Origin of the sequence: Alkalibacterium gilvum, from assembly GCF_900109085.1 — a bacterium.
Lineage (GTDB): Bacteria > Bacillota > Bacilli > Lactobacillales > Carnobacteriaceae_A > Alkalibacterium > Alkalibacterium gilvum.
In genome coordinates, this window is the sequence record NZ_FNYW01000001.1 from 1 (window position 1) to 23,684 (window position 23,684).

The window sequence follows — 23,684 nt, forward strand, 5'->3', positions numbered from 1 at the left end:
GTGCTGGGAATGTGGCCGCGATTATTTCTGCACGTAAGAACGGAACGTTCCTTAAAGCATTAACGGATAAGTTGCCTGAGCTTTCAACGAAACTCCAGCCGGAGTTTAAAGGCGCAGTGAAGGCGGCTTTGAAAAAAGTTAAACCTCAAGCCTCGATTGGTGTTAAATTTGGAAGAATAGCTAATTATGGCTCTACATCAAGCCCCATGGGTCAATTACAAAAATTATTCAATTAAGCTCTCTTTCTCAATCGTTAAAGGCGCTCGCAGAGCGACGAAACGATTGAGAAAGAGTTAAATAAAATGAGTGTTAATTATTTCTAGAATAACTTTCCGACAATAACTTTACACATACCTATAGAGTCTACTCATTGACATACCCTACTTAATCGTGGTATAATTAGTTCGCTGTAAAATATTAGTTATAATTTTTTTTATACGGTTGGGCGTTAGCTTTCAAGGAAAATTTCTTCTGGGGTGAGAAGAAGCTTGTTAGTTGCGCCCAATTTTTTTGAAAGGGGGAAGAAAATGAATCGAGAAGCTATAAACTATGTTAAAGAAGCAGAAGAGAGAGTAGACGAACTGCGAGCAAACATGGAAAAAGAAATCAAAGAAATCGAAGAAAAGAAACAGCAAGAAATAGAGCAATATCAGAAAGAAATTCAGCAACATGTTGATGCTTATGAAAAAGAGCAATATGAAAACATGGAGCAGTCTTTGGAAAAAGATAAGCAAATAATGAATGATGCAGTGAAAGTAGAAACTGTGAAATTCGATGATGCTTACAAAGAAAAGAAAGATGTGTTAGCCAATCGAATAGCAGAGGAGGTATTGCGTCGATATGGCAATAGCTAAAATGAAAAAAATCACTTTATTAGCAGAGCAAGCTCATAAAGAGAATCTTTTGAAAAGTGTTCAAGAGATGCAAAGCATTGAAATTGTTTCATTGGCTGATAAAGATGATGAAAATTTATTGGAAGGTTTCAAAAAAGAAACCTCTGATTCAAACGTACAGAACTTAGAGACGAAACTTCAAGATATTGAATATGCTATTGATTATCTTGATGATTACGTTGCACAGCCAGGTATGATTGAAAAGTTGAAAAATAAAAGAGAAATATATACACTGCCTGAACTGGAAAAGTATGTAGAAAACTCTGAAGTTGATGAGCTGGTTCAAAAAGTTTCAAATAAAGAACAGGAAATCAACCGTCTTAACGAAGAATTAAAAACGCTCGGACAAGAAGAGACATTCTTTAGAAAATGGCGTAATCTGAATTTTATGCCAAATGAAGTTGACCGTTTTAAACTTATGCATGTAATGGTAGGTACGGTAGACGCAGAGCAAGCAGAGCCTCTTCTTGATGCTGTGAAAGAAAATGGAAAGATTTATTACGAAGAAATATACAGACGTAGTGATGAAGTAGCTTATCTATTCATTCTTCCTAACGATGAAGTGAAAGCTCTGATGAATGGTATCAGTCAATATAGTTATAGAGAATTAAAATATGAATATGAGTTGTTACCTGAAGATGAGCTTTATAAAAATCTTATAGAGCAGAAAGACAAAAGAGAGCAACTCGATAGTATCAAGAAAGAAATGCATGGATGGAAGTCAGTGTATAAAGATTTACAGTTGGCAGAAGAATATTATTATAATATTACTGAAAGAAATAAAGCTAAAAATATTCTTACAAATAGTCCACATCTGTTTTTACTTTCTGGATGGATCGAAGAAGAAAAGATTACAGAACTCAAAGCAACTATCAGTAACACTATCGGTGAAGAAGAGGTTGTTGTTTTAACTGATGAAATCAAAATGGAAGAGTATAGAGATGTACCTATTGTTCTAAAGAATAATAAAGTGATTCAGCCATTTGAAATGATTACTGAAATGTTTAGCTATCCGCAATACAACGAAGTGGATCCAACACCATACATGTTCCCATTCTTTATGATCTTTTTCGGAATGATTGGTGCTGATTTAGGCTACGGTCTAATATTGTTTGCAGCAACACTTGCTGGTTTGAAACTCTTTAACATTGAAGGCTCGCAAAAAAGATTTATCAAGTTTTTGCATATACTGTCGTATCCAACGATGGCCTTTGGACTGTTCTTCGGAAGTTTCTTCGGAATAGAACTACCGGTGCAAGTCCTCTCACTTCAAGATGATGTCATTGAAATCATGATTATTTCGGTAGCCATCGGAATTTTCCAATTGGTATTTGGTTTAATCATGAATGGTATTATAAAAGCACGTCAAGGACAGAGAGCATCAAGCTATATTGATGGTTACGCCTGGGCTATGATGCTTATCGGTGTTGTGCTTTATGTTCTAGGGTCAATGGTCTTGGGCATGCCTTTACTCTCACAGTTTGGTATTGGCTTAGCATTAATCAACGTCGTTGGTATTTTAGTTGTATCTACAATCTCAAGCGACAACAAAGGACTTGGGTTTGGACTGGGCTTATATAATTTATATGGTGTCTCTGGTTATATTGGAGATATTGTAAGTTATACACGATTAATGGCTCTTGGTGTAGCAAGTGCAAATATCGCTATGGCATTTAATCTAATCATCGGTTTCTTACCGCCGCTAATCAGGTTCACAGTAGGTGTCGTAATAATTATTGCATTGCAAGCTCTAAATATAGCACTGGCTTTTTTAAGTGCTTATGTTCACTCATCTAGGTTACAATATGTAGAGTTTTTCGGTAAATTCTTTGAGGGTGGCGGAAAGCCGTTGCTTCCATTGAAAACACTTGAGAAGCATATATGGTTGAAAAAAAGAAGTTAATTAAAAAAATGGAGGAATAAATTATGGATTTTGTACAAACACTTTTAGGAGACAACATGGGTCAGATATTTGCAGCGATAGGTATTGCTGTAGCAGTTATATTTTCAGGAATCGGTTCAGCACGCGGGGTTTCTACCGCTGGTGAAGCAGCAGCAGCATTGACAAAAGAACAACCAGAATCATTTGGTCGTGCATTAGTGCTACAAATGCTTCCAGCAACACAGGGGCTTTATGGTTTCGTAATTGGGCTATTAATTTTACTTGAAATCACTCCTGATTTAGCAGTATCTCAAGGATGGTATTTATTAATGGCTGGACTTCCAGTTGGGATTACAAGTCTATCATCTGGTGGTAACCAAGGACGCGTTTCAGCAGCAGCTATGCAAATTTTAGCTCAAAAACCAGAACACACAACAAAAGGGATTATCTACTCAGCGATGGTTGAGACTTATGCAATTCTAGGTTTCGTTATTTCCTTAGTAATGATTATCTTATAATAGCAAAACGGAATAACTTTTTTACAGAGTATAGTCCTAAATAGGTCTATACTCTTAATAAAAAGAACTACTAAGGAGGTTCAGTATGGCAGATTTAAAACTGTTGACAGAAAGAGTTGTTGAGAAAGAAAAAACAGAGATCCGTCAGCGTGTGGATGAAGCACGTGAAAATGCTGAAGACGAGATCCAGGCTGCTCGTGCAAAAGAAGAACAAAGTAAAATTGAACGTAAACAAACAATTGATGAACAGACGAAACAAAAGTATCAAATTCGTTTGAATACATTAGAAGTCGAGAAAAGAGATAATATTTTAGCAGCTAAACAAAGGATTCTTTCAAAAGTATTAGAAGATGCGAATCATGAACTTGATCAGATACAAGCATTTGAATTCAAGACATTCCTTGCTAATATATTGACTCAATTTAAAGATGAAGGTAGCGTTGAACTTTTACTGGGTGAAAAAACATCGGGACTCGTTTCTCAAGAATGGGTAGATGAGACAACAGGATCACAGTTGAAAGCAACATTATTAAATGAAACGGTTGCTAATAAAGCAGGTGTACTTGTACAAAAAGAAGGTATTGAGTACAACTTTATGTTTGATGCATTAATCGAAAATTCAAGAGCGGAACTCGTTCGCATTATAGCTAAAGAATTATTCAATTAAGGAGGAGAGAGATTTGGAAGATATCGCTTATAGTTCAAGTAATGTTCTCATACGTGTCTACGAGAATAACCTCCTCACTCGCGCTCATTTTGAAAGAATGCTTACAGCAGATTCGTTTGAAGAAGCTGTGAATGTGCTTCGTGAAACTCCTTATCGTAATGATGTTGATCGAATCAAAGAAGATAAAAACTATGATTCTATGTTTATGAATGAACTACATGAAACATATGATGAAATGTTCGACATTGTTCCGAATAAGGAATTAATCGAATTGTTTGGATTGCGTTATGCCTATCACAATTTGAAAGTGTTATTTAAAGAAGAAATTACTGATCAAGAATTAGATCACTTATTCATACCCATTGGGAGATATCCTATTGCAGAATTACGTCAGGCAGTTCGATCAGGACAGTCAGAAGTTTTACCAGGAGCTTACATGGATAGTATAAATGAAGTGAAGTCAGATTATGATGAATATCAAAATGTCCAAGCAGTGGATATTATTTTAGATAGACGTTATTTCACTCATTCGCGAGAGCTAGCTAAAGAAACAGGGGAACCTGGAGTATTAGAATTGATTGAACGTTATATCGATTATAATAACCTTTCTACGCTTGTTCGAGGAATGAAGCAAAATCGAACACGTAATTTTATGCTTACCGTTTTGTCCAGCTCAGGTTCTATTCCGAAAGAAGATTTGTTGGATTTAATGAAAAATGATTTAAGCGCTGTTGCACAATACTATAGGAAAACGAACTATCGTAAAATTGTAGATAACGCAATTGATAGTGAGACTGAGGAATTGTCGACTGTGAATGTTGACTATGAAACGGATAATGCGTATATGGAAAAAATGCATGAAGCAAAACTAGAATCATTTGGACCGATGCCCGTTATAGCTTACTTGTATGCTAAAGAAACAGAAGTCACAAATTTACGTTTGATTCTTTCAGGTAAAGAGAACGGATTAACTGCTGATGAAATAAGAGAAAGGATGCGTTTAAATTATGCCTAACAAAATTGGTGTTGTTGGAGATAAAGAGTCAGTATTAGCATTTAAAATGCTAGGCTTTTCAGTATCTTTCGCATCTGAAGCTCATGAAGCACGACGTCTTATTGATAGTATGGCAGAAGAAGACTACGGAGTAATATATTTAACGGAACAACTGGCAGAGATGATTCCTGATACAATTAGACGCTATGATGCAAAAATGAAACCTGCCATCATTTTGATCCCGAATCATGCTGGATCACGTGGTATTGGTAAAAAGCGTGTCCAGGACAATGTCGAAAAAGCAGTGGGTCAGAATATCTTATAGGAGGGTACGAATTTGAGTAAAGGAACAATTGTGAGTGTTTCCGGACCTTTAGTTACAGCTAGCGGAATGGAAACAGCAAATATACAAGACATTTGTCGAGTAGGCGAATTAGGACTAATCGGCGAAATAATAGAAATGCGTGGAGACGTCGCTTCCATTCAGGTTTATGAAGAAACCTCAATGGTAGGTCCCGGCGAACCCGTAGAATCGACTGGAGAAGCTTTATCAGTAGAGTTGGCTCCCGGTATGATATCTCAAATGTTTGATGGTATCCAAAGACCATTAGATGAATTTATGGAAAACACAGAAAGTAACTACCTTGAAAGAGGCATGAAAATTGCACCTTTAAACAGAGAAGAAAAATGGGAATTTGTACCTTCGGTAGAAGTTGGTACAGAATTGACTGAAGGGGACATCGTAGGTACTGTTCAGGAAACGAAAGTTATCGAACACCGTATCATGGTTCCTCATGGAGTCAAAGGTAAATTAAAATCAATAGAATCGGGCTCTTATACAGTTACTGATACTATTTATGTATTGGAAACAGAAGAAGGCGATAAAGAATTTACTATGATGCAAAAATGGCCTGTGCGTCAAAGCAGACCTATTGCGAAAAAATTGAATCCTGTAGAACCTTTGATTACTGGACAACGTGTTATTGATACGCTTTTCCCAGTAGCAAAAGGTGGAGCAGCAGCTGTGCCTGGGCCATTTGGTGCCGGTAAAACAGTTGTACAGCACCAAATAGCTAAATGGGCAGATGTTGATTTAGTTGTATATGTTGGTTGTGGAGAACGTGGAAATGAAATGACAGACGTTATTAATGAGTTCCCAGAATTGATTGACCCGAATACTGGTGAATCAATCATGGCTAGAACTGTATTGATTGCAAACACATCTAACATGCCCGTTGCAGCTCGTGAAGCATCGATTTATACAGGGATAACCATTGCGGAATATTTCCGTGATATGGGGTATTCTGTAGCAATCATGGCTGACTCAACCTCGCGTTGGGCAGAAGCTCTTCGTGAAATGTCAGGACGTCTTGAAGAGATGCCAGGAGATGAAGGGTATCCAGCATACCTAGGAAGCCGTATCGCTGAATACTATGAGCGTGCTGGTAAAGTGATCTCTTTAGGTGAAACAGGTAGAGAAGGAAGTATTACAGCTATCGGAGCGGTATCGCCTCCCGGTGGTGATACATCGGAACCTGTAACACAAAACACATTACGTGTAGCGAAAGTATTCTGGGGACTTGACAGTTCATTAGCTCAACGTCGTCACTTCCCATCTATTGACTGGCTAAGTTCTTATTCATTGTACTCAAATGAGATGAACTCATTCGTCGGTAAAAAATTAGATGTAGACTGGGGCCGTATGGTTACTCATACTATGGCATTATTGCAAGACGAATCAGAACTACAAGAGATTGTACGTTTAGTTGGTGTTGAGTCATTGTCTGAGAAAGACCGACTTAAATTAGTAACAGCACGAATGATTCGTGAAGACTATCTTCAGCAAAATGCTTTCGATGATGTTGATACCTATACATCAAGAGAGAAACAGTATGAAATGTTGAATACTATCTTGAAATATCAAGAAGAAGCTGAGAAAGCTATGGATTTAGGTGCTTATTATGATGAAATCATTGAAGGCACTGAAGACGTACGTGAAGTTATTGGACGTATGAAATTTATATCTGAAAAAGAATTAACACGAATTGAAGAAATAAATGAAGAAATCAAGAAAGATATGAAAGCAGTACTTGAGAAAGGCGGTGTGGAATCAGATGCTTAAAGAGTATAAAACAGTTTCAGAAATTGTTGGACCGTTAATGACTGTAGAAGGCGTTGAAGGTGTTAAATTTGATGAATTAGTTGACATTGAACTCCAGACTGGAGAACGTCGTCGTGGTCAAGTTCTAGAGATTAATGGTGACAAAGCGGTTGTTCAGTTGTTTGAAGGTTCCACAGGAATCAACCTAGAGGATACTAAAGTTCGTTTCTTAGGAAAGCCCTTGTCTCTTGATGTGTCAGAGGATATGATTGGTCGTACTTTTGATGGAATGGGACGCGTGAATGATGGCGGACCGGATCTAATTCCGGAAAAAAGTCTAGATATCAACGGTCAAGCTATCAATCCGATAGCTCGTGAATATCCTGATGAGTTTATTCAAACAGGGATTTCTACAATAGACCATTTGAACACTTTGGTACGTGGACAAAAATTACCAGTTTTCTCTGGTTCAGGACTCCCGCACAAAGAGTTAGCTGCTCAAATAGCACGACAAGCTAGTGTTAAGAATAAAGATGAAAAATTCGCAGTTGTTTTTGCTGCTATCGGAATCACTTTCGAAGAAGCTGAATTCTTTATGAATGACTTCAAGGAAACAGGAGCAATTGATCGTTCTGTTCTTTTCATCAACCTTGCCGATGACCCAGCGATCGAGCGTATTGCAACTCCACGTATGGCTCTTACAGCTGCAGAATATTTGGCCTTTGAAAAAGACATGCACGTGCTTGTTATCATGACAGATATGACTAACTATGCTGAAGCATTACGAGAAATTTCAGCTGCTCGTCGTGAGGTTCCCGGTCGTCGTGGTTACCCAGGTTATTTATATACGAACTTGGCTACTTTATATGAGCGTGCTGGAAGGCTTGAAGGGACAAAAGGTTCTGTTACGCAGATACCAATATTGACAATGCCTGAGGAAGATATCACTCACCCAATCCCTGACTTGACAGGGTATATTACTGAGGGACAGATTATTTTATCCCGAGAACTTTATAATCAAGGGTATCAGCCACCAATTGATGTTTTACCATCCTTATCCCGTTTGAAAGATAAAGGGACTGGAGAAGGAAAAACCCGCGAAGACCATGCGCCAACAATGAACCAGATGTTCTCTGCTTATGCGGAAGGTAAAGAAGCAAAAGAATTATCTGCGGTACTTGGTGAAGCAGCGTTGTCCGATGCAGATAAAAAATATGTTGAATTTACAGACAAATTTGAAAAAGAATACGTTAACCAAGGGAACTATACAAATAGATCTATTGAGGAAACGCTGGATTTAGGATGGGACTTACTAAGAGTTCTTCCAAGGCCAGAATTGAAACGTATTAAAGATGATATGTTGAATAAATATATGCCAAAAGGAGAGTGAGGTAAGTGGCTAAATTAAATGTCAACCCCACTCGTATGGAACTTGCTATTCTTAAAAAGCGTTTAGGAGTAGCGAGTAGAGGTCATAAATTATTAAAAGATAAACAGGATGAGCTTATGCGCCAGTTTATCGAATTGATTAGAAAAAACAACGAATTACGAAATCAGGTTGAGGAAAAGCTAGAAAAGGCGATGCAGTCTTTTGCTATGGCAAAGTCCTTATTGCATGAAAATTACATTGAAGAATTAATGGCTGTGCCAACACGTAGCGTGTCTTTGAATATGGGTCGTCGTAATATTATGAGTGTCAGAGTGCCTCAAATGAATTTTCAATACGATGATAATGTCGATGATGCTACGGAACTATCATATGGCTATCTAAATTCGAATGGAGAGCTCGATTTAACATTCGAATATCTTGTGGAAGTTATGCCAGACATGCTTGAATTGGCAGAAATAGAAAAAACGTGTCAATTAATGGCTGATGAAATAGAAAAAACAAGACGAAGAGTTAATGCATTAGAATATATGACGATTCCACAACTTGAAGAAACTATTTATTTCATTCAAATGAAACTGGATGAAAGTGAACGAGCAGCAATCACTCGTTTAATGAAAGTTAAAGATATGGGCTAGTGAGTTCACGCAATATAAACACCGGAAAGGTTAGAATTTGACTTTTCCGGTGTTTTTTTGTACTCCTGTAATATATTTCAGTTATAATGAATATAGATATATAAAGATATCGGTATGTTTAAGATTAGTTGTCCGATAAAAGAAAGGAGTGTTTAATTGAAATCTACATTTTTTGAAAGAAATAACGTTAGACGTGCTGTTGTATTCAGTGGTGGAGGAGCGAAGGGCGCTTTTGAAATAGGCGTATGGAAAGCTTTAAATGCACTTGGATATTATGCAGATATCGTAACTGGGACTTCGATAGGAGCTTTGAACGGGGCCTTATATTTATCTGGAAAGCAAGAAGAAGCAGAAAAATTGTGGAAAGAACTAGAAATACAGGATGTACTTAATTTTAAACCTCCTGAAAACAAGGGCAGCATAATGTATTATGGTAAAACAATTTCAGAATTTATGATGTATACAATTAAAGAAAAAGGATTAAGTAGCACTTCTTTAAGAGAGATTATAAGTAAATATATAGTGGACGAATCTAATATGAGAGATAAAGGAATTATTTTCGGTCTTTCTGTATTCAATTTTAAGAATATGGAAACTGAAAATATTTACCTTGATGATATCCATCATGGTACATTAATCGATTATCTTTTAGCAAGTTCTGCCCTTTTTCCAATCATGGAAAAACATTATATTAATGATATACCCTATATTGATGGTGGGTTTGGGAATAATATACCGATAGATATGGCATTGGACAAAAATCCTGACCAAATGGTTATCGTGGATATTAAAGGTCCAGGTGTTTACAAACGAGATGATCGAATAAAAAATTGTGAACACATATGGGTAAGTACAAATTGGCCGTTAGGAGACATGTTGCTTTTCAATCAAAAAAGAACAGAACTCAATATACAATTAGGCTACTTGGAAATGATGAAACGAGCGATGCCAAAGAAGTATCTTGGTTGTTGGTATACGTTTCACACAGAAAATTATCAGCAAGAAAATGACTTGTTCTTTATTGCTTTAAACCAAGTATTGACTGGCGAGAAAACGAGTCAGTTATATAAGCAGCTTGATAGTAAGAGCTATCAAAAAAAATTAATAATAGAACTATCCAAAAAGTGGAAAAAAAGTGTTGATGAAAAGACTGTAATGCTTGCAATAATTGAAGAAAGTGGAAAAACATTTAATGTTTCTCCGGATAAGCAATATGAAATCAAAGAATTTCAGAATATAATTTTAGAGAGAATGAAGCAATGGGTTGAATCTGAGAAAAATCAAACAGCAGAAAGTATTTACTCTCTTAACATTATGAATGGACAAGATTGGCAGAGAGAATTCTTTGAACAACTGCCTTTGATATCAAATAGGAGAATAGCTATCCATATATTCAAATGGTTAAACGAAGGCGTACTTACTTACGAAGAACCGTTATTTTATATGTTTTTGAAAGTAAAACCCTATTCGTTGATGATTGCGCTATACTGTAATTACTTATTATCCAAGGAAAGCGGATAAATTCTAAAAGTCAGTTCATTTTCGTTTGATGATGTGATATAATTGAGGGTAAGTTTTTAAAGATAATATGTGTTAGGAAGGAAATCTAAATGGAAGATCGTGGGTTACTCATCGTATTATCTGGCCCTTCTGGCGTTGGCAAGGGGACAGTACGGAAAGCTATTTTCGAAAATTATTCCAATGACTTTGATTATTCTATTTCAATGACTACGCGAAACAGGCGTGAAGGCGAAAGAGAAGGAATCGATTATTTTTTTCGAACAAAAGAAGATTTTGAAAAACTTATCGAAGAAGATGGTTTGCTAGAATATGCTAATTATGTTGGAAACTATTACGGTACACCAATGAAGTATGTAAATCAGACATTAGATAAAGGAAGAGATGTCTTTTTAGAAATTGAAGTTCAAGGGGCATTGAAAGTTAGAGAAAAAATGTCTGAAGCTATTTTCATTTTTTTGTCACCTCCAAATTTGGAAGAATTGAACTCACGTATAGTTAACCGTGGTACTGACAGTAATGAGATGATTAAAAAAAGGATGAAGAAAGCCGTAGAAGAATTGAAATTGATTCAATATTATGATTATGTTGTGGAAAATGATACAGTAGACAATGCAGCAAGAAAAATACGCAATATTATCGAGAGTGAGCATTTAAAAGTTACTAGAAATCTGAAAGAATACGCACATATAATTGAGGAGATGGAATAAATGTTATTGTACCCGTCACAAGATGATTTATTAAAGAAAATAGATTCAAAATATTCATTAGTTATTTTAGCTGCAAAACGTGCTAAACAACTACACAACGAAAGCGGAACAGAAATGTTAGAAGAGTATAAGAGTGTGAAAAATGTCGGAAAATCATTGGAAGAAATTATTTCAGAAGATTTAGTCATTGATCCAAATAGCGTAAAAAACCAATAAATAATAACCTCTGTTTTATGTCTTTTTATTAGATAAACTCTTATAAAAGACTAAGTGCAGAGGTTTTTTCTAGTGTGTAAAATAGGATATCAGCTAAAGACAGCGCTCTGTTTTACTGGTAAAATGAGAACAGAAATGAGAGATGCAAAAGATGTTGAATGGAAAAAAAGTAGCATTATACATAACTGGAGGAATAGCTGTATATAAAGTTGTAGATTTAATGCGCACATTAATTAAGTCAGGAGCACAGGTTCGAGTAGCAATGACTGAATCTGCAACACAGTTTGTTTCTCCGTTAACTTTTCAAGTCTTAAGTAAACATGATGTTCATACGTCTATTTTTTTAGAAAAAAACCCCGAGCAAGTAGACCATATTCATTTTGCTGATTGGGCTGACTTGGCAATCGTTGCTCCGCTAACAGCTAACACACTGGCTAAATTGGCTAATGGGATAGCAGATAACTTTGTAAGCTCTGCCTTACTTGCTACAACTTGTCCAGTGTTTACAATACCGGCAATGAATCAGCATATGTATGAAAACCCTGCAACACAGAAAAATATAGAATATTTAAAAAATAGGCAGATATATGTAATGAATCCAGATGAAGGCTTTTTAGCTGAAGGATATTCTGGAAAAGGGCGCTTTCCTGAACAAACGCGCATCCTTGATGAGCTACAATCATTTATGCGAGACAGAGCACGTTATTTGCCACTAAAAAACAAATCAGTACTAATAACTGCGGGTGGAACAAAAGAGCGTATTGATCCAGTGAGATATATTTCCAATGATTCTTCTGGCAAAATGGGACATGCACTAGCAGAAGCAGCTTATTTAAATGGGGCAGATGTAACCTTAGTAACGAGTAGTTCTTTGCCTGTTTCAAGTAACATTAAACGAATTTCTGTAGAATCAGCGGCTGAAATGTATGAGTCAGTATCCAGTCGCTTTGATTCAAGTGATATACTAATTATGGCTGCTGCTGTTTCAGATTATTCACCAGAGACAACTAGCACAAAAAAGATGAAAAAACAGGATGAAATGACTTTAACCTTTAAAAAAAATAAAGATATATTGAAAGAAATGGGCCATCGAAAAAAAACGAATCAATGTATAGTGGGATTTGCGGCAGAAACAGATAATATCAATGAGTATGCCAAGAAAAAATTGATAGAAAAAAAAGCAGACCTTATTGTAGCCAATGATATTGGTAAAGACGATCGTGGCTTTAATGTAGATAAAAACGAAGTGACATTTTTTAGTACGCAGAGTGAACCACAGATTATTCCTCTCAAAGAGAAAATAGAAATTGCTAAAGACGTTATTGATTGGATCATTAAATTTATAAATTAAGAGGAGAGGTCGAATGACCCTTATAGCTGATATTATCGTGGATGTTCCCACTCTTCAAACAAATAGACCTTATACGTATAGTATCCCCGACATTTTCACAGATATCATACAACCAGGTATGCGAGTTGTTGTCCCTTTTGGCAGGGGTTCAAGAAAAGTACAGGGTTTTGTCATTGACATAAAAGAACACGAAACGACAGAAATGGAATTGAAAGCTGTTGAATCTTTAATGGATAGTTATCCTGTATTGACAAAAGAACTCTTAAAACTGGGTGAATTCTTAGCTTATCAGACATTTAGTTTTCAGGTGAAATGTTATCAAACCATGTTGCCCGCCGTTATGCGCGCAAAATATAGTAAAAAAGTTAGACTTATTGATGAAATACCTGAAAATTTATATTGGGAAGTATTTAAGGGAAAAGATGAAATAAGTTGGGAGGAGGCAGAAAATAAAAACGTACTGTCTCAACTTATTAAATTAGAAAAACAAGATAAAGTTGAAATTGATTATGATGTAAAAGACAAAGCGGCAGCTAAAAAAATTAAAAAAGTTAAGCCTGCTTTAAGTTTTGAAGCTTATGAAGAAATTCGAGAAGGTATTCGTACCAATGCGAAAAGACAAAAATTATTTATAGATGTTTTGCAATCAATGGATGATAAAACATCACTATCGTATGCCGAGTTAAGGGAGCTAGGAGTTACTTCTTCAACCATTCGATCAGGTCTAGAAAAGGGTTGGTGTGAGGTGTTTTATGAAGAAATATATCGTGATCCTTTTGCGTCTAGGATATTCGAACCAACCACGCCACTAACTTTAAACAAAGATCAGGCTCATGCTTTTTCTGAGATATATCAAACAATAAAAGATGATCAGCATAATGTGTTTCTATTAAAAGGTGTGACAGGAAGTGGAAAAACAGAAGTCTACTTGCAAACGATTAGAGAGGTCATCGACAAAGGCGAAGGAGCCCTTATGCTTGTTCCGGAGATAGCACTGACGCCACAAATGGTCCAACGATTTAAAAGTCGATTTGGAGATGAGGTAGCCGTTTTGCACAGTGGTTTATCTAAGGGTGAAAAGTATGATGAATGGCGTAAGATAGAAAAAGAAGAAGCCAAAGTTGTCGTTGGTGCGCGTTCTAGTGTTTTTGCTCCTTTAAAAAATATCGGAATTATTATCATTGATGAGGAACATGAAACGAGTTATAAGCAGGAAGAATTTCCTAAGTATCATGCAAGAGACGTTGCTATATGGCGTGGGAATTATCATAATTGTCCAGTAATACTTGGTAGTGCAACGCCTTCTCTTGAATCAAGGGCCCGTGCAACAAAGAATGTATATACTCTTTTGGAATTAAATAATCGAGTTAATGATTATCCAATGCCAGATGTTGATGTGATCGATATGAGGGAGGAAGCGAAGAGTGGAAACCCTTCTATCTTTTCAAAAGCACTGTTGGACGGCTTAAAAAAGAGAATAGACCAAGGGGAACAGTCCGTTCTTTTACTAAACAGACGAGGCTTTTCATCATTTGTTATGTGTCGTGACTGTGGGTATGTTTTAGAATGCCCGAATTGTGATATATCCCAAACCTTGCACATGGACACCAAAACGATGAAATGTCATTACTGTGGTCATGAAGAAGGGATTCCAAAAAAATGTCCGAAGTGTGAAAGTCGATCGATTCGGTATTATGGAACAGGAACGCAGAAAGTTGAAAAAGAATTAAAGGAATTACTAGATGATGCGGAAATTATTCGTATGGATGTTGATACAACGCGTAAAAAAGGATCGCACGAAAGGCTGTTTAAACAGTTTGAGAATAAACAAGCTAATATTCTATTAGGTACACAGATGATTGCTAAAGGACTAGACTTTCCTGATGTTACCCTGGTAGGAGTTATTAACGCAGACACAGCACTTGGATTACCTGATTTTAGATCTGCAGAAAAGACATTTCAACTATTGACACAAGTAAGTGGTCGATCGGGACGAGGAGAAAAGGAAGGTCAAGTAATTATCCAGTCTTATAATCCTGAACATTATGCTATTCAGTACGCAAAACAGCATGATTACGATTCCTTTTATAAAAAAGAAATGAATCTGCGTCATTTAAGTGACTATAGTCCTTATTATTATCTTCTAAAAATAACCGTTAGTCATGAGAATGAAATGACTGCTGCAAAAAAAATCAGACAGTATACAGACTATATAAGGCCTTCTCTTTCAGATAAAGCAATAGTGCTTGGACCTACCCCAAAATCTATTGCACGAACACATAATAGGTACCATTTTCAAGTTCTAATTAAGTATAAACGAGAAAAAAATCTGACAGAGAAAATACACCAATTATTGAGTGAAACGCAAAAAGAACAAGCTAAAGGGATGTATATTTCTATAGATTACCAACCTTTAGATTTTATATAGAAATGAGGTATGTCAATGTATAAAGTTATCTTTATGGGAACACCAGAATTTTCAGTTCCTATTCTAGAAGCTCTTTTGGAAAGTGAATTATGTGAAGTTATTGGAGTTGTTACACAACCAGATAGGAAGATTGGGAGAAAGAAAAAGCTAACACCACCGCCAGTTAAGAAAAAAGCCTTAACACGAGAGATTCCAGTTTTTCAGCCTGAAAAGTTATCTGGAAGTAATGAATTGAATGAAGTGTTGGCACTTAATCCAGATCTTGTCATTTCAGCTGCTTATGGACAATACGTACCAACCATTCTACTTCACACGCCAAGATTCAAAGCAATAAACGTACATGCTTCTTTGCTGCCAAAATACAGAGGGGCAGCGCCAATTCATTATGCCTTAATTAAAGGTGAGTCAGAAACAGGCGTTACAATTATGTACATGGAAAAAGAAATGGATGCCGGAGACATACTTTCTCAAAGACAGCTTCCTATTGAACCGTCTGATACAGTAGGAAGTCTATTTGAAAAATTGAGTCTATTAGGAAGAGACTTATTGATGGACACGCTCCCGAAATTATTCAATGATGAAATAACACCAAAACAGCAAGTTGATTCAGAAGTTACCTTTGCACCAATGATTAAACCTTCTGAAGAGCGTATCGACTGGAATGAATCAGCTGAGAAAATAAATAGTAAGATACGTGGGATGAATCCTTTTCCTGGGACGCACACGCTTTTAAATGGTCAACGATTTAAATTGTGGAAAGCTGAACCTTTGGAGGAAAAGAGTAATAAGGGACCAGGAACAATCATTGTATTGAATAAAAATGAGTGTGTTGTCGCATGTGGTAAAGATACAGCCTTGTCTCTACAAGAAGTTCAACCATTTGGGAAGCCAAAAATGCCGGTCAAAGATTTTCTGGCAGGAGCGCTAAATTATTTAAAAGAGGGTATGCGTTTTGACAACGAATAATGTGAAACAAAGTAGTCGCTATATTGCTGTTACAATACTGGAAAAAATTGAAAAAAATCAATCCTTCAGTAATTTGCTTTTAACAGAAGCTGTAAAAAATAATCGGTTGACAGATAAAGATCGGGGCCTGCTTACAGAACTCGTTTATGGTGTTATACAAAACAAACTCTTACTTGACTATCAGTTAGAGCCATTTATTAAGCAACCCAATAAAGTCGAAAACTGGGTGAAACAATTACTAAGGCTTTCTTTGTACCAAATGACTCAACTCGATAAAATACCAACACATGCAGTTGTGAATGAAGCTGTACGAATTGCAAAAATCAGAGGACATAAGGGCATAGCTGGTTTTGTCAATGGCGTATTAAGAAGTGTTGACCGTAAAGGTGTACGTTCACCTGAAGTGATTGAAGATAGTATTAAAAAAATATCTATCACATATAGCTTTCCAGTTTGGATAATAGAGCTACTCATTGAAGAAGTAGGAATAAATGAGACAAAAAAAATAGTTCAATCTCTATCTAAGCGAGCGAAAGTAAGTTTACGTGTTAATACACAACGAGTGACACTAGATGAAGCCATTATTCAGTTGAATGAAGAAGGGTATGATGTTAGAAAAAGCAAGGTCGCAAGTGAAGGATTAATCTGCGAAAATGGCTTGCCCGTCCATTCAAAATTATTTACGGATGGTCTAATCACTGTCCAAGATGAGAGTAGTATGCTGGTTGCTGAAGCAATGCAGATAAAAAGTGGAGATCAGATACTAGATGCCTGCGCTGCTCCAGGTGGAAAAACTACTCATATGGCGACTTATTTGAACGGGACCGATGGCATGGTTACAGCTTTGGACTTAAATAAAAACAAATTAAAAAAAGTTCGAGAAAATGCTGAACGATTAAAGGTTTCATCACAAATAAAAGCAATGCAAATGGATGCAAGAAAAGTCAATGAAAAGTTTTCTGAGCAAAGTTTTGATAAAATACTTGTAGATGCTCCTTGTTCTGGTTTGGGCCTAATGAAGCGAAAACCGGATATTAGATACCAGAAGACTCTAGATGATATTTATTCTTTACAAACTATCCAAGGGGATATCTTAAACAGTGTTGCCCCCTTATTAAAAGAAGGCGGACGATTGATATACAGCACTTGTACAGTTACACTAAAAGAAAACAACGAAGTTATTGAAACTTTTTTAAAAAAACATACAGATTTTAAACTTGAACCGGTTTTCACTTTTAATAAGTCAGTTCAACTTTCTGAAAAAGGCTTACTCAATTTGTATCCACATTATTTTGATACAGATGGATTTTTCATAGCAAGTTTAGTAAAAAGATAATAAACTAAAAGTGGAAATGGAATGATGGCATATCATACCTTTTCCACATACATATTAATAAGTCGCATCAAGATGGAAAAAAATGGAGTGAGAGAAACTGAAAAGCTTAAAAAAGACGCATATAGGCAAACGTTCAATCAATCAAGATTATGTTGAAACATTTTTTAACAAAGATAAACAGCTATTAGCTGTTCTGTGTGATGGGATGGGAGGCCATAAGGCTGGTGACGTGGCAAGTGAAATGGCCGTACTGCAAATTGGCAACCAATGGCAAGAAACATCCTTTGAAAATAGTCTTGAAATAAGTAAATGGTTGGACGAGCATATTAATATTGAAAATCGAAGGATTTATAGAGTTGCTAATAACTATAAAGACCTTGATGGAATGGGAACAACAATTGTAGCTGCCGCATTTATTAATGATGAAATTATCATTGGCAATGTTGGAGATAGTCGCGCTTATTTCTTGAATGATGAGGGGCTGAGTTTAATAACAACTGATCACACTTTTGCTAATGAATTAAGACTAAAGGGTGAAATAACTAAAGAAGAAGCTGAAAAACATCATCAAAGACATACACTAACACGTTCATTAGGTGTATTTAACAAATTGACAATTGATTTTTTCTTTTTGAAACAAACAGATGATTTCCTTATTATGCTTTGTTCAGATGGTCTTACAAATGGTGTGAATCATACATTATTAGAAAAAGTTCTGCGTTCACAGAATACTATGTACAATAAAGCAGAGTCATTGACAGAAGCAGCCTTGGAGAATGGATCTACTGATAATATAACGCTTTGTCTGATCGAAAAGAGAGAACATTCTAATACCAAAGGGAAGGAGGGGATATAAATGAGACCAGGGGAACGAATAAATGATCGATACAAGTTAATTAGAGAAATCGGTTCAGGTGGAATGGCTAAGGTGTTTTTAGCTGAAGATTTAATTCTTGAGCGACAAGTTGCAGTTAAATTGATGGCTTATAATTTCCATGATGATGAAGCGAGTATTAGAAGATTTAAAAGAGAAGCATTATCGACGACAGAATTACTTCATCCGAATATTGTAGATGTAGTGGATGTTGGCGAAGATGACTCCCCGTATATTGTTATGGAGTACGTAGAAGGTTATGACTTGAAAGAATATATTAAATCACATCACCCCATTCCATATAAAAAAACCGTAGATTTTATGTTGCAGATACTCAGCGCAGTAGAATATGCACATAGACACAATATTATTCATAGAGATCTAAAGCCGCAAAATATACTTATGGCTCATGATGAAACGGTAAAAATAACTGATTTTGGTATAGCTGTCGCACTTTCTGAGAACTCAATAACACAAACCAACTCTTTACTTGGATCCGTTCATTATATTTCACCTGAACAAGCGCGAGGGAGTATGGCAACTAAACAGTCAGATATTTATTCTCTTGGTATTCTTTTGTATGAGTTATTGTCTGGAAAGGTCCCTTTTGATGGAGAATCGCCAGTGTCTATTGCCTTAAAACATTTTCAAAACGATATCCCTTCTTTGAAGGAGAAAGACGATTCACTTCCCCAAGCATTAGAAAATGTTGTTTTAAAAGCTACTGCTAAAGAACCTAGTAAACGATACACTTCCGTTCATATCATGAAAGAAGACTTAAAAACAGCTTTATCTGCTGAGCGAATAGAAGAATCTAAATTTATACCTCAAGAAACACGTAAAGATGAAACACGTATCATTACGCCAGTGGTCCCTCCTGAAAAAGAGAAGCAAGCTGCAGAACCTGTGAAAGCTGACTATGATATAGATAGTAAAGCATTGAATCGATCGCAGTCAGTCAAAACGAATAAAAAGAAAAAAGTTCTAAGCCTTATTATTATATTTTTAGCTATTACTGTTATTAGTATGTTAGCCTTTATTTTCTCTCAACCTAAGGAAGTGCATGTTCCAGGAGTAGCAGGGATGACTGTTGAAGAAGCGACAGAAGAACTAAAGGCTTTGAAGTTAGATATAGGCGAGATAATTGAACAAAATGATGAAGAGATAGAGGAAGGGAATGTTATCCGCACAAATCCTGCTGCGGACTCTACATTGAAAGAAGCCAATGAAGTAGATCTCTATATAAGTCTTGGGAAAAAAACAGTTAGTGTTCAGAATTATGAAGAAAAAAATTATGAGGAAGTTAGAGCCGAGTTAACAGAGCAAGGTTTTACGGTTGAACGAGAAAATAAAAATCACAATTTCATACCTGAAGGACATGTCATTTCACAAAGTATTGATGCCGGAGATGAAGTGGTACCGAGTGAATCTACAATACTTCTGACGGTTAGTGATGGACCTGAAGGACATGATTTAGCTAACTTTACGGGCTATTCAGTTGAAGGTGTCGAGAAATATGCAGACGAACATAATCTCTCAGTGACGATAACACGAGAGCCACATGAATCAATCCCTGAAGGACAGGTTGCAAGCCAATCGCCTGATGCAGGTTCATTGGTTTATAATGGTTCGCGCATTTCAGTTGTCCTCTCTACAGGACCTGAAGAACCAGAGATCATTTCTTTTGATCGCGGTATAACAATTGAATATGTCGAACCAGATAATAAAAATAGCAAAGAAGATGATGAACCCCAACAAGATGAATCATCAAATGAGCCAAATCATATTGAGATTTACGTTAATGACAACGAGAACTCTTACAAAAATATTTACCGAGAATTTGATATATATGAAAATGCAGTAGAAATCATTTCATTTAATGTTAAAGAAGATGAAACAGCCAGCTACAAAGTTTTACGTAATGGTGAAAAAATTATAGAAAAGAATGATATCACCCCGAATAATTAGAAGGGAGGAGTGCACTTGCATACAGGTCAAATTATAAAAGCTTTGAGTGGGTTTTATTACATTAAAACAGCCGGAGGGAAAACATATCAAACACGTGCTAGAGGGATTTTCAGAAAGAATAAGGTAACCCCTTTGGTGGGAGATTATGTTGAGTTTAGTTTTGAAACAGAACAAGAAGGTAGGCTTGAAAAGATTCTTGAAAGAAAAAATAGTTTAATCAGACCAGCAGTATCTAATATAGATCTCGGAGTGATTATAATGTCTACAAAAAATCCAGATTTCAGCACCTCGCTTTTGGATCGCTTTCTTGTATCAGTTGAAAAAAATGATATAAAGCCTTTAATTTATGTAACAAAGACAGACATCATTGAAGAGAAGAAGTATAACGAGATCAAGACTATTTGTGAATACTATAGAAATATTGGCTATTCAGTTATCTTGCCTGCGTGTGGAGAAACGATAAAACGAGAAACTATAAAAGATAACTTGGAATCGTTCATAAATGGTAAAACGGTTGTCTTTATGGGTCAGTCTGGTGCAGGGAAGTCAACATTATTGAATAAAATAGATGCAAAGCTAAATTTAAAAACAGCTGAGACATCTAAGTCACTTGGTAGGGGAAAGCATACAACACGTCATGTGGAACTGATTTCCGTATTAGGCGGTTTGATAGCTGATACACCTGGATTTAGCGCCATCCAATTCGATGACCTAACTCAACAAGAATTAATTCTGTGTTTTCCTGAAATATGGGAGAATGGAAAGGAATGTCGTTTCAAGAGCTGTATACATCTAAATGAACCAAATTGTGCAGTGAAAAAAGCGGTAGAACAAGAATCAATATCAGAATATAGATATAAAAATTATGTAACTTTATTAGATGAGATACAAAAAAGAAAACCAAAATATGGAAAGAAAGGGGAAAAATAATGAAAATCGCACCATCTATTCTAAGCGCTGACTTTGCTAACTTGAAAGATGATATCAAAAAAGTTGAGGAGGGAGGAGCAGATTGGATTCATGTAGATGCTATGGACGGACATTTTGTTCCTAATTTAACTTTTGGAGCTAACATTGTTAAAGCTATTCGACCACATACTGAGCTACCTATAGACTGTCATTTAATGGTGGAGAACCCAGAAAACTATGTTGAGGGGTTTGCTGAAGCCGGGGCTGACTATATTTCAATTCAATATGAAAGCACTAAACACGTACATCGTGCTCTTCAATTAATTAAAAAAGCAGATGTAAAAGCTGGTATTGTCATTAACCCTGCAACGCCTGTCAGTCTTTTAGAGGACATTTTGCAATTAGTGGATATGGTACTTGTTATGACAGTTAATCCTGGTTTTGGAGGACAATCTTTTATTCCAGAAACAGTCAATAAAATTAAACAACTAGCTAAATTGAAAAAAGAAAAAGGATATGAGTTCTTGATTGAAGTTGATGGAGGAGTAAATGCGTCGACGATAAAAGAGTGTGCTGAGGCAGGTGCAGAAGTTTTTGTAGCAGGATCATATGTATTTAATGCAGATGACCCTAAAGAACGCATACAAACCCTTAAAAATGCCGTGAAAAAGAGTGTCTAAGACAACTCACATCGTACTAGGAGCTCCAGTGCAAAACAGTGTTTTTCCTGATCCTGAGCCACAAGATAACATTATCGGCGTAGATAAAGGGGCATTGCTTTGTTTGGAAAAAGGTATATCTCTTACTACTGCTGTTGGAGACTTTGACTCAATAACTTTTAACCAAAAAGCGCGGCTTAAATCAATTACAAAAGATATTCGTGAGTTTGATTCAAAAAAAGATGAAACGGATGCAGAAATTGCGTTGAAGATTGCCGTTACTGACCGAGATGTTGAGAGTATTGTAATATATAATTGGACTGGTGGCCGAATAGATCATATGTTGAGCGTTTTATATATGGTCTACCAACCAAAGTTTCTAAAGGCAATTGACCGAATCTCTTTGATAAATGAAACAAACACAATACGTTTTTATAAACCAGGTGATTATACTCTTTTAAAAGAACTAGGAAAAGAATATCTTTCATTTATAGGCATGACTTCTCTTAGTAAATTAACGCTAAAAGGTGTAAAGTATCCTATAGAAAACGTATCCTATACCTATCCAAGGGCGTTAATCAGTAATGAGTTTTCGGAAAAACAATGTCAAATTTGTTTTAATGAGGGCTTACTGGCAGTTATTCAAAGTAGTGATAAATAAAAGAACGGCTATCGAGGAAGTGTACTTCCTCGATAGCCGTTCTTTTAGCGTTTTAAACGCGTTCAACTTTTCCTGATTTCAAAGCGCGAGCAGAAACCCAAACTTTTTTAGGTCTACCATCAACCATTATACGTACTTTTTGCAAGTTCGCATTGAAGGTACGTTTAGATTTATTATTAGCATGAGAGCGATTATTTCCGCTTCTAGCTTTACGTCCAGTTACAAAACATTCTTTAGCCATTCTTTTCTCCTCCTTCGTGCCTAGCTCAAATAAAAAGCTAATTCATACTTATATAAGGTATCATATTTAGAAACATGAAGCAAGGAATTTTTAATAAAAGGATCAAGTAAATACCCTTTACAAGTGACGATAAAGGCTCAATAAAAATACTTTTTCTGCATTAAACTACAATACTCCCTACAAAATCTAACGATTACAGTGTATACTAGATAGAGTGTGAATAAAAAGTGTGATATTCACTTTAGAATAGAGATGTATGCTTAGGAATAGGAGCCTGTCTTTTTTTATCAGTTAGAATATGCTAAAATATGTTTGAATATCAGAGAAAAGCAATCGTTTTGAAAATAATTTCAAAGTATGAAAGGAGATTTATAAAATGACTGTCCAATTAAATACAGAATATGGAAATATCGAAATGTCTAGTGAGGTTATATCTACTGTAGTAGGTGGTGCTGCAACGGAAATTTTTGGTATTGTAGGTATGGCAAGTCGTAATCAAGTAAGAGACGGTATAAATGAAATACTATATAGAGAAAATTATTCTAAAGGTGTTGTAGTTAGACAGGAAGAAGAAAATATAGCTGTAGACGTCTATATTATCGTTAGTTATGGGACAAAAATTACTGAAGTATCAAAGAATGTTCAAGAACGAGTAGGTTATCAGCTTGAACATGATTTAGGTATTAAAGCGAGTTCTGTTAATGTGTTCGTTCAGGGCGTTAGAGTTCAAAAAGATTTTTAAGCCAACGTCATTTTTTTGAAAATGA

24 protein-coding genes and 1 other annotated feature are annotated in these 23,684 nt (G+C 36.0%); of the genes, 23 read left to right on the top strand and 1 reads right to left on the bottom strand.

Features of this window, described 5'->3' with window-relative positions:
- The 22 genes from BMX83_RS10850 to BMX83_RS00110 form a co-directional block, all read left to right on the top strand.
- Positions 1 to 236: hypothetical protein (locus BMX83_RS10850; protein ID WP_177170430.1), on the top strand; the 236-nt coding region annotated here is incomplete at its 5' end.
- A 203-nt stretch (positions 237 to 439) separates the two neighbouring features.
- Positions 440 to 486: a sequence feature (sodium ion sensor (DUF1646 type); this cis-regulatory element may regulate processes involved in with the transportation of sodium ions), on the top strand.
- Positions 487 to 527: 41 nt separating this feature from the next.
- Positions 528 to 854 carry a hypothetical protein gene (locus BMX83_RS00010; RefSeq protein ID WP_091631575.1) on the top strand — a complete coding sequence of 109 codons (327 nt, stop codon included), beginning with the start codon at positions 528 to 530 and terminating at the stop codon, positions 852 to 854.
- A complete protein-coding gene (locus BMX83_RS00015; protein ID WP_091631577.1) occupies positions 841 to 2,796 on the top strand; it encodes a V-type ATP synthase subunit I in 1,956 nt (651 codons plus the stop codon). Before BMX83_RS00010 ends, BMX83_RS00015 begins: the two co-directional genes overlap by 14 nt.
- A gap of 23 nt (positions 2,797 to 2,819) precedes the next feature.
- Positions 2,820 to 3,293 (top strand): V-type ATP synthase subunit K, encoded by a 474-nt coding sequence (locus tag BMX83_RS00020; RefSeq protein ID WP_091631579.1) that lies wholly within the window; start codon positions 2,820 to 2,822, stop codon positions 3,291 to 3,293.
- An 85-nt stretch (positions 3,294 to 3,378) separates the two neighbouring features.
- Positions 3,379 to 3,960, top strand: coding sequence for a hypothetical protein (locus tag BMX83_RS00025; protein WP_091631582.1), 582 nt, complete (start codon positions 3,379 to 3,381; stop codon positions 3,958 to 3,960).
- Positions 3,961 to 3,973: 13 nt separating this feature from the next.
- On the top strand, positions 3,974 to 4,975 hold the full coding sequence (locus BMX83_RS00030; RefSeq protein WP_091631584.1) for a V-type ATP synthase subunit C: 1,002 nt from the start codon (positions 3,974 to 3,976) through the stop codon (positions 4,973 to 4,975).
- Positions 4,968 to 5,279 (top strand): V-type ATP synthase subunit F, encoded by a 312-nt coding sequence (locus tag BMX83_RS00035; RefSeq protein WP_091631587.1) that lies wholly within the window; start codon positions 4,968 to 4,970, stop codon positions 5,277 to 5,279. The genes BMX83_RS00030 and BMX83_RS00035 overlap by 8 nt, the downstream gene beginning before the upstream one ends.
- A gap of 12 nt (positions 5,280 to 5,291) precedes the next feature.
- Positions 5,292 to 7,076, top strand: coding sequence for a V-type ATP synthase subunit A (locus BMX83_RS00040; protein ID WP_091631590.1), 1,785 nt, complete (start codon positions 5,292 to 5,294; stop codon positions 7,074 to 7,076).
- A complete protein-coding gene (locus BMX83_RS00045; RefSeq protein WP_091631593.1) occupies positions 7,069 to 8,445 on the top strand; it encodes a V-type ATP synthase subunit B in 1,377 nt (458 codons plus the stop codon). The genes BMX83_RS00040 and BMX83_RS00045 overlap by 8 nt, the downstream gene beginning before the upstream one ends.
- Before the next feature lie 5 nt (positions 8,446 to 8,450).
- Entirely contained in the window at positions 8,451 to 9,080 is a 630-nt protein-coding gene (locus tag BMX83_RS00050) for a V-type ATP synthase subunit D (protein ID WP_091631596.1), read from the top strand.
- A 156-nt stretch (positions 9,081 to 9,236) separates the two neighbouring features.
- Positions 9,237 to 10,601, top strand: a complete 1,365-nt coding sequence (locus BMX83_RS00055; protein WP_091631599.1) for a patatin-like phospholipase family protein — start codon at positions 9,237 to 9,239, stop codon at positions 10,599 to 10,601.
- Positions 10,602 to 10,690: 89 nt separating this feature from the next.
- A complete protein-coding gene (gene gmk / locus BMX83_RS00060) occupies positions 10,691 to 11,308 on the top strand; it encodes a guanylate kinase (protein WP_091631602.1) in 618 nt (205 codons plus the stop codon).
- The gene (gene rpoZ, locus BMX83_RS00065; protein WP_091631605.1) at positions 11,309 to 11,524 is read left to right on the top strand and encodes a DNA-directed RNA polymerase subunit omega; all 216 of its coding nucleotides are present in this window, start codon (positions 11,309 to 11,311) and stop codon (positions 11,522 to 11,524) included.
- Positions 11,525 to 11,675: 151 nt separating this feature from the next.
- Complete coding sequence (gene coaBC / locus BMX83_RS00070; RefSeq protein WP_091631608.1) at positions 11,676 to 12,875, top strand: bifunctional phosphopantothenoylcysteine decarboxylase/phosphopantothenate--cysteine ligase CoaBC; 1,200 nt, start codon at positions 11,676 to 11,678, stop codon at positions 12,873 to 12,875.
- A 13-nt stretch (positions 12,876 to 12,888) separates the two neighbouring features.
- On the top strand, positions 12,889 to 15,303 hold the full coding sequence (priA, locus tag BMX83_RS00075) for a primosomal protein N' (protein WP_091631611.1): 2,415 nt from the start codon (positions 12,889 to 12,891) through the stop codon (positions 15,301 to 15,303).
- A gap of 15 nt (positions 15,304 to 15,318) precedes the next feature.
- Positions 15,319 to 16,269, top strand: a complete 951-nt coding sequence (gene fmt, locus BMX83_RS00080) for a methionyl-tRNA formyltransferase (protein WP_091631614.1) — start codon at positions 15,319 to 15,321, stop codon at positions 16,267 to 16,269.
- Positions 16,256 to 17,605: a 16S rRNA (cytosine(967)-C(5))-methyltransferase RsmB gene (gene rsmB / locus BMX83_RS00085; RefSeq protein ID WP_091631616.1), complete on the top strand. Its 1,350-nt coding sequence runs from the start codon at positions 16,256 to 16,258 to the stop codon at positions 17,603 to 17,605. Before fmt ends, rsmB begins: the two co-directional genes overlap by 14 nt.
- A 121-nt stretch (positions 17,606 to 17,726) precedes the next feature.
- On the top strand, positions 17,727 to 18,461 hold the full coding sequence (locus BMX83_RS00090) for a Stp1/IreP family PP2C-type Ser/Thr phosphatase (protein WP_281242014.1): 735 nt from the start codon (positions 17,727 to 17,729) through the stop codon (positions 18,459 to 18,461).
- The gene (gene pknB, locus BMX83_RS00095) at positions 18,462 to 20,447 is read left to right on the top strand and encodes a Stk1 family PASTA domain-containing Ser/Thr kinase (RefSeq protein ID WP_091631621.1); all 1,986 of its coding nucleotides are present in this window, start codon (positions 18,462 to 18,464) and stop codon (positions 20,445 to 20,447) included.
- 15 nt (positions 20,448 to 20,462) lie between these two features.
- Entirely contained in the window at positions 20,463 to 21,377 is a 915-nt protein-coding gene (rsgA, locus tag BMX83_RS00100; protein ID WP_091631623.1) for a ribosome small subunit-dependent GTPase A, read from the top strand.
- The gene (gene rpe, locus BMX83_RS00105) at positions 21,377 to 22,036 is read left to right on the top strand and encodes a ribulose-phosphate 3-epimerase (RefSeq protein WP_091631626.1); all 660 of its coding nucleotides are present in this window, start codon (positions 21,377 to 21,379) and stop codon (positions 22,034 to 22,036) included. The genes rsgA and rpe overlap by 1 nt, the downstream gene beginning before the upstream one ends.
- Positions 22,029 to 22,676, top strand: coding sequence for a thiamine diphosphokinase (locus BMX83_RS00110; protein ID WP_091631628.1), 648 nt, complete (start codon positions 22,029 to 22,031; stop codon positions 22,674 to 22,676). Before rpe ends, BMX83_RS00110 begins: the two co-directional genes overlap by 8 nt.
- A gap of 52 nt (positions 22,677 to 22,728) precedes the next feature.
- On the opposite strand, the gene rpmB is transcribed toward BMX83_RS00110, so the two are convergent.
- On the bottom strand, positions 22,729 to 22,917 hold the full coding sequence (rpmB, locus tag BMX83_RS00115; RefSeq protein ID WP_091631631.1) for a 50S ribosomal protein L28: 189 nt from the start codon (positions 22,915 to 22,917) through the stop codon (positions 22,729 to 22,731).
- 376 nt (positions 22,918 to 23,293) lie between these two features.
- Here rpmB and BMX83_RS00120 point away from each other — a divergent pair, with 376 nt between their 5' ends.
- Entirely contained in the window at positions 23,294 to 23,659 is a 366-nt protein-coding gene (locus BMX83_RS00120; RefSeq protein WP_091631634.1) for an Asp23/Gls24 family envelope stress response protein, read from the top strand.
- Positions 23,660 to 23,684: the final 25 nt, after the last annotated feature.

Bases quoted from the DNA above. Each gene is read 5' to 3' on its own strand.
- BMX83_RS00010 (WP_091631575.1), top strand. From the start codon at position 528: ATGAATCGAGAAGCTATAAACTATGTTAAAGAAGCAGAAGAGAGAGTA.
- BMX83_RS00015 (WP_091631577.1), top strand. From the start codon at position 841: ATGGCAATAGCTAAAATGAAAAAAATCACTTTATTAGCAGAGCAAGCT.
- BMX83_RS00020 (WP_091631579.1), top strand. From the start codon at position 2,820: ATGGATTTTGTACAAACACTTTTAGGAGACAACATGGGTCAGATATTT.
- BMX83_RS00025 (WP_091631582.1), top strand. From the start codon at position 3,379: ATGGCAGATTTAAAACTGTTGACAGAAAGAGTTGTTGAGAAAGAAAAA.
- BMX83_RS00035 (WP_091631587.1), top strand. From the start codon at position 4,968: ATGCCTAACAAAATTGGTGTTGTTGGAGATAAAGAGTCAGTATTAGCA.
- BMX83_RS00045 (WP_091631593.1), top strand. From the start codon at position 7,069: ATGCTTAAAGAGTATAAAACAGTTTCAGAAATTGTTGGACCGTTAATG.
- gmk (WP_091631602.1), top strand. From the start codon at position 10,691: ATGGAAGATCGTGGGTTACTCATCGTATTATCTGGCCCTTCTGGCGTT.
- rpoZ (WP_091631605.1), top strand. From the start codon at position 11,309: ATGTTATTGTACCCGTCACAAGATGATTTATTAAAGAAAATAGATTCA.
- coaBC (WP_091631608.1), top strand. From the start codon at position 11,676: ATGTTGAATGGAAAAAAAGTAGCATTATACATAACTGGAGGAATAGCT.
- priA (WP_091631611.1), top strand. From the start codon at position 12,889: ATGACCCTTATAGCTGATATTATCGTGGATGTTCCCACTCTTCAAACA.
- fmt (WP_091631614.1), top strand. From the start codon at position 15,319: ATGTATAAAGTTATCTTTATGGGAACACCAGAATTTTCAGTTCCTATT.
- pknB (WP_091631621.1), top strand. From the start codon at position 18,462: ATGAGACCAGGGGAACGAATAAATGATCGATACAAGTTAATTAGAGAA.
- rpe (WP_091631626.1), top strand. From the start codon at position 21,377: ATGAAAATCGCACCATCTATTCTAAGCGCTGACTTTGCTAACTTGAAA.
- rpmB (WP_091631631.1), bottom strand. From the start codon at position 22,917: ATGGCTAAAGAATGTTTTGTAACTGGACGTAAAGCTAGAAGCGGAAAT.
- BMX83_RS00120 (WP_091631634.1), top strand. From the start codon at position 23,294: ATGACTGTCCAATTAAATACAGAATATGGAAATATCGAAATGTCTAGT.